The sequence below is a fragment of the Mesorhizobium erdmanii USDA 3471 genome (genome assembly GCF_000472705.1).
Classification (GTDB): Bacteria; Pseudomonadota; Alphaproteobacteria; order Rhizobiales; family Rhizobiaceae; genus Mesorhizobium; species Mesorhizobium erdmanii.
Map to the genome: position 1 here is coordinate 22,373 of NZ_AXAE01000022.1, position 18,413 is coordinate 40,785.

The following is an 18,413-nucleotide window of genomic DNA, read 5'->3' on the forward strand; positions in this document are numbered from 1 at the left end:
AACGGGCAGTCACGCCTCTTTCAGCACCTCATAGATCTTGCGCATCTGCTCTCCGATCATGTCGCATTGCTCCGGCGTCGATTGGCTCATCGCCTTCTCGATCAGCGTCATATGCACTTTCAGCGCCTGCATCAGCAGCGCCTCGCCGGCTTCGGTCAGGGCGAGCCGCAGGATGCGCTTGTCCTTCTCGTCGCCTTCGCGGCGCAGCAGGCCGCGCGCCTCCAACTGCGGCAGCAGCATGGTGATGTTGGAGCGGCCGACGAGCAGCTTGCGGGCAAGGTCGTGCTGCGACATGCCGGGGTGGCGATAGAGGTTCATCAGCACGTCGAGCTGCGCCGGCTTCAGGTCGAGCGGCGCAAGCTTCACCGCCAGCGTGCGCTCCAGCACATGGCAGGCGCGCGCCACCGCGACCCAGTTGCGAAAACGCGGGTTGTCCCAGGGTAGCTCTTGTTTATTGTTCATCTTTGAACTATTATGTTCATGCTTGAACGTATGGATGGATTCTCACTATGGCATCAATCGGGCTGAAGGTCATCCGGAGCGTATTTGGTGCGGCCGAACATATTGCGCCGCGCATCAGCGGGCGCGCGGCGTTCGAGCTGTTCTGCCGCACGCCAAGCGCAAGGACGCTGACCGACGGCGAGCGCCGCGCCATCGGCCGCGCCGCGGAGTTCATGACCGAGGCGCGCCATCATCAGCTGAAGACCAGGACCGGCTGCGTGATGGTGCACGAATTTCGGCCGGAGCCGGGCAGCGAGGCTCTTGGCACCGTGCTTGTCGTTCACGGCTGGCGTTCGCGCACGGAATACATGCGCGCCTTGATCGAGGGCTATCGCTCGGCCGGCTACAGGGTCGTTTCGCTTGATCTGCCGGGCCACGGCCATTCGCAGGGCCGGCACCTCAACATGGTCAATGCGGTCGAAGCCGTAGGGGTCGCCGGCGAATGGTTCGGCCCGTTTGTCGCGGCGGTGGGGCATTCCTTCGGTGGCGCCGTCGCCGCCAATGCCATTGCCGGTTCGGTCAAGAACATTCCACCGCTGGCAGCCGGACATCTCGTGCTGATCGCGGCACCAAGCTCCTTGCCGGCGATCTTCGCCGACTTCAGCCGCCTGCTCAATGTCGGGCCGCGTTCGCAGGTCGCCATGGCGGACCGCGTGCAACATCTGTCCGGCCGGCCGCTGCATGAATTCACCGGCGACCGACAACTCGCCCAGGCGCCGGTGCCGACGCTGGTGATCCATGCGCCGGATGACCGCGAAGTGCCGGCCGAGCACGCGAAACGCTACGCCGGGGCCGGCGGTCATGTGCGGTTGCACTGGGCCGACGGTCTCGGTCACCGCCGTATCCTCGCCGACAAGGGCGTTGTCGAACGCGCCGTTGCCTTCGTGGCGGAGCATCGCGAGCCGTCATTGCTGCATTGAGCCGGGGCTGGGCTACTTCTTCTTGTCGCCGGGTTCGACCGGCAGTCCCGCCGCCTTCCAGGCGGTATAGCCGCCCAGGATATGCTTGACGGGCGACAGTCCCATATCTTGCGCCGTCTTCGTCGCCAGCGCCGAACGCCAGCCGCCGGCGCAGAAGAAAACAAAGCTCTTGCCAGAGGCGAAGAACGGCTTGTGATAGGGGCTTTCGGGATCGATCCAGAATTCCAGCATGCCACGTGTGACATGTTTGGCGCCGGGGATCCTGCCATCGCGTTCGACCTCGCGCGGGTCGCGCAGGTCGACGAAGATCGTGCCCTCGTCCTCGAGCAACCCTGCCGCTTCTTCTGGCGAAACCACCTCGATCTCGGCGTTGGCCTCGTCCAGCAGTTCGCGATACCCCTTTTTCACGCTTTTCCTCCCCACCCGCGCATTAGCTTTTTCTTTGGAATTTCCAGCACAATGGCCGGCGTTTGTCACGCGCTGTCGGTGGCTGCCAGCGTTTGCCACGCGGCCATCGCACCAGTGACCGTGGCCATCAGCGCGCGGCACGAAGCGCCGTCGCGCGCCTGGATCGACATGCCGTGCTGCACCGTGGCGTAGAAGGTGGCCACGGCATGGCAATCGAAGCCGTCAGGCAACTCGCCTTCGGCAACACCCCGCTCGAGACGCCTCTGCAAGGCGGAATGGTTCTCGGCGCGGCGGCGGCGCAGGTCGGCGCAGACCAGGCCCTGGTTGGATCCTGATGCAGCGCGCGGCCCAGACCGGTTTGACCAAGGCTCTCGCACGTGACCTCGGCGAACCCGGCTGATGGACCGCATGCCGAACACCAGCGCCAGAAGATGGCGACGCCGCGATTCGGCAAGGCTGACGACATCGCCGGCATGGTTGCCTGGCTTGCCGGCCCGGAGGGACGTTTCGTGACCGGCGCCGCATTCACCATCGATGGCGGCGCCAACGCCTGATTTCTCTGGGGTTCTCCAGGCGGGAGCGAAAACACCCGCGCTCCCGCCGTCACGATGTTGTGAAACCGTTCTGCAACAGGCGTCCCGAAATTTATGAAAGCTTAACGAAATCGGTATGAATCGGTATAGTCGCGCCTTACATCCGCCATGCGGTGAGCGAGACGGTCTAGCGTGCGGAACGGGAACCGGTTGCGGCCGGAGCGGGTGATCCATGAAATTCCTCGGTAAAAAAGCAACCGCCATGCCGCTGATGGCGATCGCGGCAACGCTCGCCCTCGGCGCGCCCCAGGCCGGCGCGCAAGGGCTTTTCGACATGTTGTTCGGCGGCGGCATAAGGCATGAGCCGCAAGGCGAGTTTCCGCCTCCGCCGCCCAAGCATAGACCCAAAGCCCCGGCCGCTGGCGGTGGTGGCGGCGTAAAGATCAGCAGCCCGTCCTACTACACCTACAAGGCCGACAAGCTGGTGCGCGTCGACTTCTCGACGCTGTCCGCCGCGCCCCAGGCGGCAGCGCCGCAGGACGCGGCGTTCGTTCCGTCGGCCACGGGAGCCGCTTTTCACGACGCCATTGCCAGTCTCAGCGACTACGAACTCTATGCCGAGCCCGACATCGCCAAGGCACTGATCGCCTATTATTCGGCCAATCCGGACTTCATCTGGGTGACCGGAACCAGCCTCAACAATCGCGCCCAGGACGCGGTGCGGGTGCTTGGCGAGGCCGCAAGCTACGGGCTCACGCCCGCCGACTACACGGTCGATGTGCCGGCAGCGACGTCGTCGTCGGACGACGCGACAAAGCTCAGGGAACTGGTGCGCTTCGAGATGGCGCTGTCGGCGCGAGTCCTGCGCTACGCCCACGACGCCCAGAGCGGCCGTGTCGAACCCAACCGGATGACCGGCTACTATGATTTCCCGGCCAAGCCGATCGACATGGTCGGCGTGCTGAAGACGCTGGCGCATACGCAGGAAGTGCGTACCTACCTCGAATCGCGGCATCCGCAGAATGCGGAATATCAAGCGCTGCGCGTCGAGCTGGAGGCGCTGCAGGCGAGTGCGGAGAACGAGATCGTCGTCGATCCCAAGCTGCTGCTGAAGCCGGGCCAGACCAGCCCCGAATTGCCGAAGCTCTTGTCGCTGATCTCGCGCAATCTCGATGACGAGATGGGCGGCACCTATGGCGAGTTGCTGTCGCGGCTGGCGACCAGCGAGGTCTACGTGCCCGAGCTCGTTCCGCTCATCAAGGCGGTGCAGGTGAAGGAAGGCATGAAGGGTGACGGCGTCATCGGTCCGCGAACCGTCGCCTTGCTGGCCGGCACGTCGAAGGCCGATAGGCTGCTCAAGGTGCAAGTGGCGCTGGAGGAACTGCGCTGGCTGCCTTCCGATCTCGGCAGCCCGCGTGTCTTCATCAACCAGCCGGCGTTCACCGCCAGCTACATCGACAATGGCCAGGAGCAGTTGAAGACACGCGCCGTCGTCGGCCGGGTCACCAACCAGACCGCGTTCTTCTACGACCAGATCAAGCAGGTCGATTTCCATCCCTATTGGGGCGTGCCGCAGTCGATCATCGTCAACGAGATGCTGCCCAGGTTGCGCAGCGATCCCGGCTATCTCGACCGCGCCGGCTACGAGGTGACGGATGCGCGCGGCAAACGCATTCCGTCGTCGGCGGTCAACTGGGGCGCCTATGGCGCCAACATTCCCTATAGTGTGCGCCAGCAGCCGAGCGAGGCCAATGCGCTGGGCGAACTGAAGATCCTGTTCCCCAACAAGCATGCCATCTACATGCACGACACGCCGCAGAAATCGTTCTTCAAGCAGGATATGCGCGCGCTCAGCCATGGCTGCGTGCGCCTACAGGATCCGCGCGGCATGGCGGCGGCGGTGCTCGGCACCTCGGTCGACTATATAGCCGAGAAGCTGAAGCACGGACATTCGACCGAGAATGTGACGCGCACGATTCCGGTCTATGTCGCCTATTTCACCGCGTGGCCCGACATGTCCGGCAAGGTCGAGTATTTCAACGACGTCTATGATCGCGATTCGCGGCTGAAGCAGGCGCTTGACGCGACCGAGGCGGTGCGCTCGCCCTCCAGCTAATAGGTCAATGCTGCGACAACGGGGCGCCGGAAGCCGGCGTCCCGGCCGGCGATCAGCCAGTAGACGAGCCCGGCGACCAGGCCGGCGGCAGCGATGATGCCGATGTCGGCCCAACGCGCCGGATCCAGGTCTTCCGCCGAACTCGGCCAGATCAGAAAGAAGCCGCAGGCAGCGGCGGCAGCGCCGAAGACCATGTGCATGAGAAAATTGCGCAGCGAAAAGAACTCGGCGATCAGGGCGAAAATCAGCGTCTGCATCCCGGTGACGACGATCGTCAGGAAATAGATGAACATGCCGAGCGGGGGCACCACCAGCGCCGCGATCGGGGTGACGCCGAAGAAACTGAAATACTCCGGCGCATTAGGCAAGGAACTGAGCGCGGCATAGATTGCAACCACGGCAATCAGGCCAACCAGCACGGCCACGAGGTAGCCGGCAAACATCATCAACAGACGCTTTAGGACGTGTTTTGCCGTCGCCATGCCCATCCCCCGATCGGCGCAGTTACCCTTTCAATCAGCCATCAAAGCCGGTCCGGCGCAAGGGCACGTACAGAGCGAGCCGCTTCGGCGGGCTGTCGTGAACCACCAGGCAGGACCGATCAGGCGCCGCCGCACAGATGTTCGGAGTCTGGCAGGGCCCAGCTGCCCTTGGCGACGAGGTCGAGGGAATAATAGACACGGCCACGATCGTCGTCCTTGGGGCAGTCCCTGGGAATCGCGATCAGGCACATCTCGACGGGTTCGCCGACCTTCGAGGCGGCGAGACCTGGCTCGCGATCGTAGGACACGGCTGCGCCGCCATTGGTGAAGGTTGCTGCGCTACCCGCGTCGGGCGTGGCCGTCTCGAGCGGATCGTCGCCAAGCCGGGTGGTGAGTGTCTTGATGTGCGTGGACGCACATTGCCCGACGGCCGAGGGCAGGGGTTGATCCCTGTTGCCGGGGTTACGTGCCGCGGCATCCAGCGCCTTCTTGCCGATCAGCGCGATATTGTAGTCCTGCACCCAGGACGGCGCATTGCCGTAGGTCTGCAAGGCGTTGTTCAGCGCGCTGACGATGCAGGCGGTATCGCTCTTGCAGGCGTTGCGGTCGGCCATCAGTCCGCGGGCGATCTTGCGCTTGTCGCCGCCGAATGCCGGCTCGAAACCCTTGTAGGCCTGAGAAACCAAGAGATCGATGGCGGACAGCTGAGGATCGGCGCAGATCGCCTTTTCCGCCGGCAGGCTGGCCTTGCTGCAATCAAAGGACGGCCCTTCGGCCAAGGCCGGAGAAGCCTCAAGCACACCGCCGCCAACGATGATGGCGAGGACGAGCATGACATCGGTTCGAACGGAAAATCGCATGCATGCCCCCAAGCCAACCGCATTGCCCAAGGCGCTGCCCGGCGCCGGACCGAGATATCATACTCCAACAATGGATATTTTGCGGCGTCCGGCTGGCGTCGACCCGTCTCCGGATAAAAGGGGCATATCCGCCTGACGTAGACGTGTTCTGGCAGCCCTATTTGGGCTCGGCCGTCACCGGATCATAGGTGATTTCAACCTTCGCCTTGTCCGACGTGTAGTAGGTGACGACGTAGGCATCCTTGTCCCAGTCGACTTCCTTCACGTAGCGAAAGCCGTCGCGCTGCTCGACCTTGGCGAGGATTTCCGACAGCTTCTTGGCATTTTGCGGCGGTAGTGGAGCTTCATCCGCGGCAAGGGCCGGCCCGGCGGCGAGAAAAACGGCGACGCTTGTCGACAGCAGCAATCTGGACATGGCTTTCCCTCAAGTTTCGATCGACAGAAACTCGCTGGCGCTCGGATTTGTTCCTTGTCTGGAACGCGCGGCGATTCAGTCAATCGATCTGCGGCCGCTAGCTGCCCTGGCCCGCGATTTCCGGAAAGAAAGTGGTGGGCGATGCAGGGATTGAACCTGCGACCCCACCCGTGTGAAGGGTGTGCTCTCCCGCTGAGCTAATCGCCCGCTCGTTGCCCGAAGGCCAAGCGAGCCGCGATATAAGGGAGGCCGGCCGGTTAAGTCAAGGCGCTGTCTGGCGTTCTTACTGAGATCGGATTCTGCGGCATTTCGGGACCTTCCCGACGGGATTTCCCGTTGCTTTCCGTTCAATGCCCCGCGGCATGGATCAGCCGCTCCGCCAGATCCACGGTCAGCGCGTTGAAATGCGAAATCACCGCCGAGGGTTCGAATTCGCGCACATGCCGGTCGGTGTAGCCGAAATCGACGGCCACGACAGGAATGCCGGCCGCCTTGGCGGTGTCGATGTCGGTTTGCGAATCGCCGACCATCAGGGCGCGATGCGGATCGCCTCCGGCAAGATTGATGGTCTCTATCAGATGGCGCGGGTCGGGTTTGCGGAAGGCGAACGTGTCCTGTCCGGCGATCGCGGCGAAATGCGAGGTCAGGCCGAGCGCGTCGATCAGCGCCAGCGAGTTGGCTTCGTATTTGTTTGTGCAGACAGCCAGGAGATAGCCGGCCTTCTCGAAGCGTGCGATGGCCTCGATCACGCCGGGGTAGGGGCGCGATTTGCCGGGAATGTTGTCGGTGTAATGATCGAGGAACAGTTTTAGCAGCCGGTCGTGCTCGGCGACATCGAGCGAGCGCTGCTGGGCGGCATGCGCCCGCTCTATCATCACCCGGCCGCCATGGCCGACGAAGCGCTTGAAGCCGGCCTCGTCGACGGCCGCGAGCTTGCTGGCGGCCAGGCTGTGATTAAGGCTGTCGAGCAAGTCAGGCGCCGTGTCGATCAGCGTTCCGTCGAGGTCGAACACGATGATCGGGCGGGTCATGATCCATCCTGCGCAGGTTTGTGCATCGGCAGGCGATAGCGGCTGCGGCGCGTCAAGGCAAGCACGCCGGTGGACAGGCCCGCCCAAATGCTTTGACCCGGCCGGCAAAAATGCTAGGAGCCCGAACACCAAAGCGCGTCGCGTCGAAACCGACGCATGCGATGCGCTTTGGTCCTTTGTTTCATGCATGTCGTTTTCCCAAAACCGGGATCACTTTTGGGCGACATGCATCAGGTTCCGGGGCAGCAAGCGGCATGGATGCAAGACAGTTGAAGGTCGAGGCCGCGCGAGCCGCCCTTGCCCATGTCAGCGACGGCATGCGGCTCGGCATCGGCACCGGCACCACGGCGGAAGAGTTCGTGCGGCTGCTCGCCGACAAGGTCGCTACGGGCATGACCGTCATCGGTGTGCCGACTTCGGAACGCACCGCAGCCCTTTGCCGCGAGCTTGGCGTGCCGCTGTCGACGCTGGAGGAAACGCCCGAGCTAGATCTTACCGTGGACGGCGCCGACGAGGTCGACCCGGAGCTGACGCTGATCAAGGGCGGCGGCGGCGCGCTGCTGCGCGAGAAGATCGTGGCCGCGGCCTCGCAACGCATGATCGTCATCGCCGACCGGTCGAAGATGGTCGAGACACTCGGCCGATTTCCGCTGCCAATCGAAGTCAACCAGTTCGGCTTGCGCGCCACGGAGATCGCGGTGGCCGCGGCGGCGGCAGGTCTCGGCCTTTCCGGTCCCATTACATTGAGGATGACGGGAGGCCAGGCTTTTGTTACAGACGGCGGCCATTTTATCCTCGATGCATCTTTTGGCCGCATTCCGGATACAAGAGCGCTTTCGAATGCTCTCCATGCCATTCCGGGCGTGGTCGAGCATGGTCTTTTCATCGGGCTGGCGTCAGCGGCCATCATCGCCGGCGGCGACGGCATCCAAACCGTCCATGCCGCCCGAAAACCAGGGAGTTCTACCGATCATGATGTTGCATAACCGGGTTCGCGGCCTTTGCGTCGTTCTGGCGGCTTCGGCCGTTTTCGCCTTGTCGTCGCCGGCGTTCTCGCAGGACGTCACCGAATCGCACCTGAAGGCGGCCCGGGCGGCCGTCACGGCAATCCATGCGACCGACCCGTTCGACAACATCCTGCCGCAAGCGGCGGCCGCGCTCGAATCGCAGCTCATCCAGAAGAACCCGGACATGCAGGAGCTGATCGGCAAGACCATCAACGAGAAGGCGCTGGCGATGGCATCGCGTCGCGCGGATCTCGAAAAGGAAGCCGCTCTCGCCTATGCGAAGGTGTTTTCCGAGAAGGAACTCAACGAAATCGCGGCCTTCTACAGCTCCGACTCCGGCAAGAAGCTGCTCGACAGCGGCCCGACCGTGACACGTGATTTGGTCAAGGCAGCCGACATCTGGCAAAACGGCGTCGCCCGTGATCTCGCCCAGCAGGTCGGTGAAACGCTGGCGGCCGCCGCCAAGGCCGCGGCTCCGGCGGCGCCGGCTGCCCCTGCGCCCGCTGATGGCGCCGCGCCGGCCGACAATGCGGCTCCGGCCGATGGCGCCGCGCCCGCCGATGGTTCGGCTCCTGCCGACGACACGCAGAACTGATCCTGCCTTTTCAAAAGCGGCCTTGCGGCCATCTGCGAAGCCCGGCTTGTCCGGGCTTTTCTTTTGGCCGTTGGCGGCCTACCTGTCACTCACATTTTCCGACGTTCAAGGAGCCGTGTCATGGCCGGTTACGACTACGATCTCTTCGTCATCGGCGGCGGCTCCGGCGGGGTGAGGGCGGCGCGTGTCGCGGCTGCAATCGGCAAGCGTGTCGGCATCGCCGAGGAATACCGCTTTGGCGGCACCTGCGTCATCAGGGGCTGCGTGCCAAAGAAGCTCTATGTCTACGCGTCGCAATTTCCGGAGCATTTCGCCGATGCGGCCGGCTATGGCTGGACGGTGCCGGCAGCCAGTTTCAACTGGCAGACGCTGGTCGCCAACAAGGATCGCGAGATTGCCCGCCTGGAGGCGATCTACAAGAAGAATGTCGAGGGCTCGGGCGGCGAGACCTTTCATTCGCGGGCGATGATCGTCGACCCGCATGTGGTGCATCTTCTGGACGGGGACCGCACCGTCACCGCCGACCAGATCCTGATCGCCACCGGCGGCCGCCCGGCGGCGCATCCAGCACTTCCCGGTCACGAACACTGCATCTTCTCCAATGAAGCCTTCGATCTCAAGGAACTGCCAAAGGCGATCATGATCGAGGGCGGCGGCTATATCGCGGTCGAGTTCGCCAACATCTTCCACGGCCTTGGCGTCGACACCACGCTGGTCTACCGCGGCAAGGAGATTCTCAGTCGCTTCGACATGGACCTGCGCCGCACGTTGCACGAAACCATGGAGAAGAAGGGGATCAAGATACTCTGCCATGCGGTGAGCGAATGGGTGCGCAAGCGGCCGGACGGACGGCTCGACGCCCATCTCACCAGCGGCCAGACGCTGACGGTGGACCAGGTCATGCTCGCCATCGGGCGCGTCCCCAACACCGAGAATATGGGCCTGGAAGGCATCGGCATCGAAATGACCGCCGCAGGCGCGATCAAGGTCGACGACTATTCCCGCACCAACGTCGATAACATCTGGGCGATCGGCGACGTCACCAACCGGGTGCAGCTGACTCCGGTGGCGATCCACGAGGCGATGTGCTTCGTCGAGACGGCATTCAAGGACAACCCGATCGCGCCCGACCACGACATGATCGCCACCGCCGTCTTCTCACAGCCTGAAATCGGCACGGTCGGCCTGTCTGAAGACGAAGCCGTCAAACGGTTCGCCGATATCGAAATATACCGCGCCAGCTTCCGGCCGATGCGGCATACGCTGTCGGGCCGCGACGAGAAGATGTTAATGAAGCTGGTGGTCGATGGCGCTTCCCGCAAAGTGCTCGGCGCCCACATTCTGGGACCGGATGCCGGCGAAATGGCGCAGTTGCTCGGCATTCCACTGAAGGCCGGCCTGACCAAGGACGATTTCGACCGCACGATGGCCGTGCACCCGACAGCCTCGGAAGAACTCGTCACCATGTACAAACCGACCTACCGCGTGAAGGACGGCCAGCGCGTCTGACTTTTCCTCGACCGTCGATGGGGTGATCATGTCCGTCACGTTTTCGGCACCGCTCGATCATGGGGTTGGCGGACGCATCGCCATCGCAGGCATGATGGGCACGTTCTCCGACGCACCGCGCGATGCCGTCTATGGCAGACAGGCCTGAAGCAGCGGAAGCCGCCGCCGGCGATTGCCAGCGGCGGAGGATTGCTAGAGCAGCGTGCCGCGCAAGATGACCAGCGCCACCGAGAAATAGATCACCAGTCCGGTGACGTCGACCAGCGTGGCGACGAACGGCGCCGATGCGCTGGCGGGATCGAAACCGATCCGTTTCAAGGCAAACGGCAACATCGAGCCCGACAGGGAGCCGAAGGTGACGATGCCGACCAGTGCGGCACCCACCGTCGTGGCGATCAGCGGCCAATGCGGCCCATAGTCGTAGAAGCCCATATATTGCCAGAGCGCGATGCGGACGATACCGACCACGCCAAGCATGGCGCCCAGAACGAGACCGGTGGGAAGTTCGCGCAACGCCACCCGCCACCAGTCGCGAAGACCGATCTCGCGCAGCGCCAGCGCCCGGATAACAAGCGATGTCGCCTGCGAGCCGGAATTGCCGCCTGAACTCATGATCAACGGAATGAACAGCGTCAGCACGATCGCCTTCTCCAGTTCACCCTCGTAGCTCTGCATGGCATTGGCGGTCAGCATTTCGCTGATGAACAGCGCGCACAGCCAGCCGCCGCGTTTCTTGATCATGGAGAGGAAGCTCATCTTCATATAGGGCTCGTCGAGCGCCTCCATGCCGCCGAAACGGTGCACGTCCTCCGTCGTCTCCTCGATCATCGTATCGATGATGTCGTCGATGGTGACGATGCCGAGGATTTTGCCGTGGTCGACAACGGGGACCGCGAGCAGATCGTATTTGGAGATCGTCTGCGCCAGGGTTTCACGATCTGTCAGCGGGGTGACCGTGACGGGCACGCGGTCCGGCGCCACCGACAGGATCGGGTCGTCCGGCTCGCCGGTGATGAGCCGGCGCAGGCCCGTCGACCGCACCAGCAGATGCGTTTGCGGATCTACGATGTAGATCGCATAGACGGTCTCACGCGTCCGCTCGACCTTGCGGATGTAGTCGAGCGTGCGCCCGACGGTCCAGTCCGAGGGCACGCTGACGAATTCCGTCGTCATGATCGATGCGGCGCTGCCTTCGGGATAACCGAGAATGGAAAGCAGGGTCGCGCGTAGCGGCGGCGCCAGCGCGCCGAGCAGTTCGGAACGTTCCGGCTCATCGAGCTCGCGAAGGATGTCGGCCGCACGGTCGACAGACATGGCGGTGAGCAGCTTGCTTGCCTTGGGACGAGGCAGGGCCTCGACCAGTTCGGGCGCGCTTTCGAGTTCAGGCTGGTCGAGAATCTCGACCAGCCGCTCGAAGGGCACGGCGCAAAGCAGATCGGTCGCGGTTTCGCGCGATTCATGGTTGAGCGCCTCGACCACGTCGGCGACATGGTCGTTGGCAAGGATGCGGGCGATGGCGACGGCCTCGTCGTCCGCTACGGGGGAAAAATCGTTCATGGTTCACTCCTTGCCGTCCGGCAGGACATGAACCGTTCAGGTCACGTCTAGGCGGACGGCGGTTGCGTTCGACTGATACTGTCGCCAGGCATGGCGCGGTGACCTTTCCGCTTGCGGGTTCGCGATTGACTATCGGCAAGCCGGCGCAACATAGGAGCGCGCCTTGCCGAGTCAATCGCGGTGAGGGGGAAAACGGTGCCAGATGGCTCTGATCGCGAGACTGTGATCGCCCACTGCCGTGCTGCCCGGCAAGTCGCTGTGATATCTCGGTTATTTCTGCTTCAGCCGACGCGAGAAGCGCAGCCATTTGTCTTCGACCGGCCGTGGCTGGGTGAGAATCGTGGTGAGTTCTACAGGCAAGGTCGGCGTTAGCGGCTTCTTGGTGGCGACGCCGTCGGCGATCATGACGATGGAGTGGTAGAACTCGGTGCCGGCAGCCGATCTTGGCGCCACCGCTTCGTGCATGACGCTGATCACCGTCACATCCGCGCAGTTGTCCTTGATCGCCTGATGGAAGGCGATCTTGCCCTCCGGGTCGAGGGCACCGGTCGCCTCGTCGAGGAACAGCAGCCCCGGCTGCTGCAGGATGATGCGAGCCACCACCAGCTTCTGTTTCTGGCCGCCGGACAGGACCTGGTCCCAGCTCTTGCCCTCGCGGCTCTCATTGGCCATTTGTTCGATGAAGTCGCCAAGGCCGGCCTTGTGCAGCGCCGACGCAACATGGGCATCGCCATGATCGTGTTCGGAGCCTGGCAGGCACACCAGCTGCTTCAGCGACACTTGCGGGAGCTTGACCTCCTGGGCGGCATAGAAACTCTTCACCCCGTCAGGGAAGACGATGGTGCCGTGGCCATAGGGCCAAAGGCCATTGATCGCCTTGATCAGGGAGGTTTTGCCACAACCGGATTCGCCCTTCAGGAAGGTCCACTCGCCACGCCTGAAGCGCAAATTGGCAGCGCTGACGAACGGCGTTGCGTCCTCGCCCTGATGCGCCAGTTCGAGCTTTTGGATGGTCAGACCGAAAACCGGGTTCTGGCTGGCATAGTGGAAATCGGAACGGCCAGTCTGGCTGTAGAATGCCTGCGGGTGCTGAACATTCTCGATCGCGTTAGCCAGTTCGGTGACACGCTGGCTGTTGGCGCGCAAAGTGGCAATGGCCGGCATGACATGGATGAACCACGAGCACTGGCTGATCAGTTGGGCGACCATCTCAGACCCGGTGATATAGCCTTTGTAGTCCAAGCGATTGTGGATGAACGACACGAGGCCGGGACCATAGGCGACGATTCGGGCGCCAATGAAGTTGTAGATCAGCTCGAATGACGTGTAGCTGTTGTTGACGACATTGAGCCTGCCCCAGGTTTTGTCGATATCCACGTAGAGCTTGTCGTGCATCGACTTTTGTACGTCCTCGCCATGCGAGGCGGCGACATGGAAGCTGCGGCGCAGGAATGTCGTCAGTTCACTGCGGTAGCTGCCCTCGGCCTGCTGCATGCGGATATTGAGCCGCTCGAGCATGCGCCCAAGCTTGACGGCGATCCAAGTGTTCAGCGGGACGTAAATGGCGACGGCGAGGAAAGCCAGTACCGCGCTGCCATAACTTCCGAGGAACTCCAGTCCCTTAACCTCGACCGAGGATCCAATCAGATTTTCGCCGATGAAGTAGAGCGAGGTCGCGACACCCAGAACGCCCATGGCGAGACCAATCGCCCCGCCGGTCATGTCCTTGATCGATTCCTGGATACGCTGGTCGATGTTGTCGGGCGCGACGATGCCGCCTGCCGCCGAGCCATGCTGGGCATGGAAATGGGTATGATTGCCGTCGAGCAGAGCCTGATTGAACTGGCTATTCAGCCAGCCACGCCACTTTCGGTGCAAGGTCGCGGAGACAAGGCCGCGCACGCCGGTAAAGCCGGCATCCTTGAGTACGACCAGCAAGACGAGTACACCGGCATTGGTGAGGATTGTCTCCAGCGGGTTCGGGTTTGCCGCATCGTGGAAGAAGGCAATCGAATTGCCCAACTCGCCCAAAGCCACGGCAAACCAGACACCGGCCTTGCTGGAGAGCGCCGTCAGGAGCGCGATGACCACGGTGAGGGTCCAGGCTTCCTTCCAGCGCTCGGACAACCAGTAGGCCTTCATCAGCCCCCAGAAACTGCGCATCGAGGATACCGGCGTCAAATGCGACGGCCCTGGGGCGCCGCCGTGTAGTCTATCCGGTACTGACTCCTGCGATCGTCTGCCGATCCGAATCACGATCCCGCCCAAACCTTTTTTGTTTTGTTACGGATGGTAACACCAATTGATCATTTTCCATTAATTTTTGTAGGGGGGCGGAGAGATTGAAGTTCCAGCCGTGTCGGCAAGGCAACAGAATGGTGTTTTCGAAGGTTGCATGGGAACAGGCGATCAAGCACTTTATCGCAATGATGTCAGATGGTTACAGATTTGCCAACGAGTTCGTCGCAGCTTCCCTTGGGGAAGGTATTCACACGATTTTGTGACTCGTTCTAGCTTGTCTGGCAGGCCGGTTTTTCATTCCGGGCTGACCAAAAGCCACGAAAATGTGCCGCCCTCGATGTCTGATCGCTTGCCGTTGTCGCCCTAGCCGGGAGCCGATGCGAGCTTCGACGCGGTCGGTAGCGCAGACCCTCCGGCCGTTGTCGACACCCATGGTTGTCCAACAGGGAAGCTTTACGATGCACGCGCGCGCCCGCACTTGAAGCTTTCGTTCTCGCCGTCGGTCTGCCTCTTTTCGCTTGGGTATCTTTGGCGCATGCAGCCAAACAGAGGATTGCTGCCGGCACCGAGGGCCAGATCGAGTTCAACACGATGACACGAGGCTCGCCTACGGCTAGGGCTGAAGCGCCGGGCCCTTCTTCTGCCAGTCATCGACGAAGGGACTGACCTGCACCGCCACAAATGGCCATGGATTTTTCATCAGCAAGGCCAAGGTGACAGTGAAGTAACCGCCGCGTCTTCTCGCGCCGGGCAAGGCCGGCTGACCTCAGCCGACCTTGTCCAGTTCGCCGCGAGCCTTGGCGGCCGCCACCTGGCGGATCGCATCAGCCAGTGTGTCGACATCCTGCGCGCCCATCACGGCATATTTGCCTTCGAGCAGGAAGCACGGCACGCCTGATATGCCCATGCGCGATGCCGTGGCGATTTCGGTGCGCACCGCTTCGACATCGGCGTCGGTCGGCAAGAGGGTGGCCACCACGGAGGCGTCCATGCCGGCGTCGCGGGCCGCTTCCACCAACACGGCATGGTCGCCGATGTTGACACCTTCCTCGAAATTCAACTGGAACAGGCGACGGACCAGCCTGTTCTGCACGGCTTCACCGGCAGCACCCGCCCAGCGGATAAGGCGGTGCGCATCCAGCGTGTTCGGCGCCACCTTAATGGCGTCGAAGGCAAATGAAATGCCCTCTGCTTCGCCAAGCGGCTCGATGCGAGCATGGATCTCGCGAATGCGCTCGTCGCTGCCGAACTTGGCCAGCATGTACTCGCGGCGGTCCTTGCCTCCCGGCGGAATGGTCGGATCGAGCTGGAACGGCCGCCAGCGTATATGGACATCGACATCGCCAGCCGATGCAACCGCCTTGTCCAGCCGCTTCTGGCCGATGAAGCACCAGGGGCAGACGACATCCGACACCACATCGACGGTTATGGCGTTCGCTTCGCTCATCTCGATCTCCGGATTTTCAGTTCGGTTTGCGCCACCATGTCGGCAGCTGATAACCGAATATGGGCGTCTTCTTCGGATGTTCCAGGTAATTCCAGTACGCAAGCCACTGCTGCGTGTTGTACTGCGTCGGCACCATGTAGTTGCCCGAGATCAGCAGCCGGTCGAGAACGCGAACCGCGGCGACATAATCTTCCTTCGAGCGGGCGCGCAACATGGCGTCGATTACCGCATCGATCGCCGGGTCGGCAACGCCGGCGAGATTGAACGAGCCTTCGGTCCTGGCCGCGGCGGACGACCAACGCCCGATCTGCTCGATGCCAGGCGACAGCGAATTGTTGAAGCCGCTCGAGCCGATCAGAGCCTCGAAATCGAAACGCTGCTTGCGCGACTGGATCTGATCGCCGTCCAGGCTGCGGATGCTGACGTTGATGCCGATCTTCTCCAACGTGCGCTGGTAGATGCCAGCCAGGCGCTCCTCGTCCTGCGACGCGGTCAGGATCTCGAATCCGAAAGGTTTGCCGTCGGGATCGAGCATCGTGCCGTCCTGCACGTGGTAACCGATGCTTTTCAAGAGATCGAAAGCCGTCTTCAGCACCTTGCGGTCCTGGCCCGAACCGTCGGTCACCGGCGGTTTCCAGGTGCCGTCCATGATCTCGGCCGGTACGCGGCCGGGGTAGGGCGCCAGCAACGCCTTTTCCCGGTCGTCGGCCGGATGGCCGAGCGCGGAAAGCTCGGAGCCCTGCCAATAGCTCATCGTGCGCGTGTATTTGCCACCGAACAGGTTCTTGTTTGCCCATTCGAAATCGTAAAGCATGCCGAGCGCACGCCGAACCACCGGATTGGAGAATTTCGGTAGCCTGGTGTTGAACAGGAAACCGGTCACGACAGGCGGAATGCCGGTGTCGAAGGTTTCAGTGACGACCTCGCCCTTGTGGAAGGCGGGAAAGTCGAGATCGCGCTCGCGCTTCACAGGATCGCTGTCGTCGTCGATGGCGCAAAGGCCCTTCTTGAAGGCTTCGAGCTTGGCGTTGGCGTTGAGAAAATATTCGATGGTGATCTGGTCGTAATTGTCGAAGCCGCGTTTGGCGGGGGCGTCCTTGCCCCAATATTCCGGATTGCGTTTGAAGACGATGCGCTGGCCGGGCGTCACCTGTGCGATCGTGTAGGGGCCGCTGCCGATCAACGGCTTCAGCGTTGTCTTGTCGAACGTCTCCATGTCGAACGCATGCTTGGGGATGACCGGCGTCAGTGCGATGATCAGGGGAAACTCGCGATCGGCCTTGTCGTTGAAGGTGAAGCGCACGCTGTGGTCGCCGGTCTTTTCCAGCTTGGCGATCCTGGCCATGCGGTCGCTGTAGGGCGGGCGGCCCTTTTGCGTGTAGGCATCATAGGTGAACAGCACATCTTCCGGCGTCACCGGCTGCCCATCCGACCATTTGGCCTTCGGGTTGAGGTGGAATTCGATGCTCTTGCGCTCCGGGTCCATGTCGGCGGTATCGGCAAGCAGCCCATAAAGGGTAAAAGCCTCATCCGCATTGCGCTGCATCAGCGGCTCGAAGATCAGATTGCCGTAGATCGTGTCCATCATGCCTCGGGCCGTCGTGCGCAGGCTTTTCAGGATGAAGGGGTTGAGGTTGTCGAAGCTGCCGACGACGCAATAAGTGATGCTGCCGCCCTTCGGCGCGTCGGGATTGACGTAGTTGAAATGGGCGTAATCGGGCGGCAGGGCGGGTTCGCCCTGCATGGCGATCGCATATTTCGGCTCGGACAGCGCCGGCAGCGACAGGGTGAGAAATGATATCGCGGTGATCAGCCAAACAAGAACGCGGCCCATGACCGTCTCCTTAATAGGTCGGCTTGATGATTCGATGCGCACCCTAGCATGAGGCAGCTGTGTGCCGGCCAATGGTGTCATCAAGAATTACAAGTGGGCGGGCTGGATTCAGCACCGCTTGCAGTGTAACACGCCGTCCGAAGTCATTCTGTTGCCTCATTTCGGCAACAGGTAGCTTGACCACGCGGCGCACAGAAGCCGGTTCCGGGATCATTTGAGAGGAAGTGCACGACATGACGAGCCTGAACAGCAATGCGTACCGCCTTTCGGTCATGGCCGCGGGCGTGGTCGGCTTTCTGGGTGCAGGACTTCCCTCTGCTTCCGCACAGCAGCAGCCCCAGATTCCACAGGGTTGGTTCAAGGCTTGCACCAAGCAGGAAGACGTCGACATCTGCAACGTCCAGAACATCGTTACCGCCGGCAACGGCCAGCTCGTCACCGGTGTGAGCCTGATCGAGCTCAAGGGCAAAGTGAACCGCAAGGTGTTCCAGGTTACGGTCCCGACCGGTCGCCTCGTGCCTCCCGGCATTGGCCTGCAGATCGACACCGGCAAGGCGCAGAAGCTCGATTATGTCATCTGCTTCCCGGATCGTTGCGTGGCCGAGGTGCCGCTGACCGACCAGCTCGTCGCCTCGTTCAAGAAAGGTCAGGGCATCACGCTGACCTCGATCAATTTCCAGAACCAGGCCAACCCGATCAAGATCGCCCTGCAGGGCTTCAGCGGCGCCTATGATGGCCCGCCGCTGCAGCAGTCGGACATCGAGGACCGGCAGAAGAAGCTCCAGGACTTTGTCGCCAAGAACAACCAGGACTTCGCCAAGAAGCTCAAGGACGAGCAGGACAAGGCCAAGACCGCCAACTGATCACCGGTTCGGGTCTTTCTCGAATCAAAGAAAAAGCGGGGTCATGCCCCGCTTTTTTCGTTTCAGGCCATGGTTCGATTTCCTGACGGATGGC

Annotated in this window: 18 protein-coding genes, 1 tRNA gene and 1 pseudogene; 8 read left to right on the top strand and 12 right to left on the bottom strand. The window is 62.3% G+C overall.

Going from position 1 to position 18,413, the window contains the following annotated elements; genetic code table 11:
* Positions 1–9 precede the first annotated feature (9 nt).
* Positions 10–462 carry a MarR family winged helix-turn-helix transcriptional regulator gene (locus A3AU_RS0118445; RefSeq protein WP_027054181.1) on the bottom strand — a complete coding sequence of 151 codons (453 nt, stop codon included), beginning with the start codon at positions 460–462 and terminating at the stop codon, positions 10–12.
* 47 nt (positions 463–509) lie between these two features.
* Between A3AU_RS0118445 and A3AU_RS0118450 the strand changes: the two genes are divergently transcribed.
* A complete protein-coding gene (locus A3AU_RS0118450; protein WP_027054182.1) occupies positions 510–1,421 on the top strand; it encodes an alpha/beta hydrolase in 912 nt (303 codons plus the stop codon).
* Positions 1,422–1,433: 12 nt separating this feature from the next.
* On the opposite strand, the gene A3AU_RS0118455 is transcribed toward A3AU_RS0118450, so the two are convergent.
* Both A3AU_RS0118455 and A3AU_RS1000000140140 read right to left on the bottom strand, forming a co-directional pair.
* The gene (locus A3AU_RS0118455) at positions 1,434–1,829 is read right to left on the bottom strand and encodes a rhodanese-like domain-containing protein (RefSeq protein WP_027054183.1); all 396 of its coding nucleotides are present in this window, start codon (positions 1,827–1,829) and stop codon (positions 1,434–1,436) included.
* A gap of 65 nt (positions 1,830–1,894) precedes the next feature.
* Positions 1,895–2,032 (bottom strand): hypothetical protein, encoded by a 138-nt coding sequence (locus A3AU_RS1000000140140; protein ID WP_209444658.1) that lies wholly within the window; start codon positions 2,030–2,032, stop codon positions 1,895–1,897.
* A 3-nt stretch (positions 2,033–2,035) separates the two neighbouring features.
* Between A3AU_RS1000000140140 and A3AU_RS1000000140765 the strand changes: the two genes are divergently transcribed.
* The 3 genes and pseudogenes from A3AU_RS1000000140765 to A3AU_RS0118470 all read left to right on the top strand — a co-directional run bounded on the left by A3AU_RS1000000140765 (position 2,036) and on the right by A3AU_RS0118470 (position 4,478).
* Positions 2,036–2,164, top strand: coding sequence for a hypothetical protein (locus A3AU_RS1000000140765; protein ID WP_272481092.1), 129 nt, complete (start codon positions 2,036–2,038; stop codon positions 2,162–2,164).
* 5 nt (positions 2,165–2,169) lie between these two features.
* A pseudogene (locus tag A3AU_RS1000000138035) lies at positions 2,170–2,383 on the top strand (SDR family oxidoreductase); the annotation flags it as partial.
* A gap of 211 nt (positions 2,384–2,594) precedes the next feature.
* Complete coding sequence (locus A3AU_RS0118470) at positions 2,595–4,478, top strand: L,D-transpeptidase family protein (protein WP_027054185.1); 1,884 nt, start codon at positions 2,595–2,597, stop codon at positions 4,476–4,478.
* Here the strand turns inward: A3AU_RS0118470 and A3AU_RS0118475 are convergent.
* From A3AU_RS0118475 to A3AU_RS0118495, 5 genes are all read right to left on the bottom strand, one after another.
* Positions 4,475–4,966: a hypothetical protein gene (locus A3AU_RS0118475; RefSeq protein ID WP_032917640.1), complete on the bottom strand. Its 492-nt coding sequence runs from the start codon at positions 4,964–4,966 to the stop codon at positions 4,475–4,477. The genes A3AU_RS0118470 and A3AU_RS0118475 overlap by 4 nt on opposite strands.
* Positions 4,967–5,079: 113 nt before the next feature.
* Positions 5,080–5,820 (bottom strand): lysozyme inhibitor LprI family protein, encoded by a 741-nt coding sequence (locus A3AU_RS0118480; protein ID WP_051355397.1) that lies wholly within the window; start codon positions 5,818–5,820, stop codon positions 5,080–5,082.
* Positions 5,821–5,977: 157 nt separating this feature from the next.
* The gene (locus A3AU_RS0118485; protein ID WP_027054188.1) at positions 5,978–6,235 is read right to left on the bottom strand and encodes a PepSY domain-containing protein; all 258 of its coding nucleotides are present in this window, start codon (positions 6,233–6,235) and stop codon (positions 5,978–5,980) included.
* Between the two features lie 132 nt (positions 6,236–6,367).
* A tRNA-Val gene (locus A3AU_RS0118490) sits at positions 6,368–6,442 on the bottom strand.
* A 140-nt stretch (positions 6,443–6,582) separates the two neighbouring features.
* Positions 6,583–7,266, bottom strand: coding sequence for a phosphoglycolate phosphatase (locus tag A3AU_RS0118495; protein WP_027054189.1), 684 nt, complete (start codon positions 7,264–7,266; stop codon positions 6,583–6,585).
* Positions 7,267–7,520: 254 nt separating this feature from the next.
* On the opposite strand from A3AU_RS0118495, the gene rpiA reads away from it, so the two are divergent.
* The 3 genes from rpiA (at position 7,521) to gor (ending at position 10,377) form a co-directional block, all read left to right on the top strand.
* Positions 7,521–8,252 (top strand): ribose-5-phosphate isomerase RpiA, encoded by a 732-nt coding sequence (gene rpiA, locus A3AU_RS0118500; RefSeq protein ID WP_027054292.1) that lies wholly within the window; start codon positions 7,521–7,523, stop codon positions 8,250–8,252.
* Complete coding sequence (locus A3AU_RS0118505; protein WP_032917641.1) at positions 8,239–8,868, top strand: DUF2059 domain-containing protein; 630 nt, start codon at positions 8,239–8,241, stop codon at positions 8,866–8,868. The genes rpiA and A3AU_RS0118505 overlap by 14 nt, the downstream gene beginning before the upstream one ends.
* 120 nt (positions 8,869–8,988) lie before the next feature.
* Positions 8,989–10,377, top strand: coding sequence for a glutathione-disulfide reductase (gene gor / locus A3AU_RS0118510; protein WP_027054191.1), 1,389 nt, complete (start codon positions 8,989–8,991; stop codon positions 10,375–10,377).
* Between the two features lie 192 nt (positions 10,378–10,569).
* Here the strand turns inward: gor and mgtE are convergent, their stop codons facing one another.
* The 4 genes from mgtE to A3AU_RS0118545 form a co-directional block, all read right to left on the bottom strand.
* Entirely contained in the window at positions 10,570–11,934 is a 1,365-nt protein-coding gene (mgtE, locus tag A3AU_RS0118520) for a magnesium transporter (RefSeq protein ID WP_027054192.1), read from the bottom strand.
* A 270-nt stretch (positions 11,935–12,204) separates the two neighbouring features.
* Positions 12,205–14,097: an ABC transporter ATP-binding protein/permease gene (locus A3AU_RS0118525; protein WP_027054193.1), complete on the bottom strand. Its 1,893-nt coding sequence runs from the start codon at positions 14,095–14,097 to the stop codon at positions 12,205–12,207.
* An 844-nt stretch (positions 14,098–14,941) separates the two neighbouring features.
* Positions 14,942–15,622 carry a DsbA family oxidoreductase gene (locus A3AU_RS0118540; protein ID WP_027054194.1) on the bottom strand — a complete coding sequence of 227 codons (681 nt, stop codon included), beginning with the start codon at positions 15,620–15,622 and terminating at the stop codon, positions 14,942–14,944.
* Between the two features lie 16 nt (positions 15,623–15,638).
* Positions 15,639–17,456, bottom strand: coding sequence for an extracellular solute-binding protein (locus tag A3AU_RS0118545; protein WP_027054195.1), 1,818 nt, complete (start codon positions 17,454–17,456; stop codon positions 15,639–15,641).
* Positions 17,457–17,689: 233 nt separating this feature from the next.
* Here A3AU_RS0118545 and A3AU_RS0118550 point away from each other — a divergent pair, with 233 nt between their 5' ends.
* Positions 17,690–18,319, top strand: a complete 630-nt coding sequence (locus A3AU_RS0118550) for an invasion associated locus B family protein (RefSeq protein WP_015317881.1) — start codon at positions 17,690–17,692, stop codon at positions 18,317–18,319.
* The last annotated feature ends 94 nt before the right edge of the window (positions 18,320–18,413 follow it).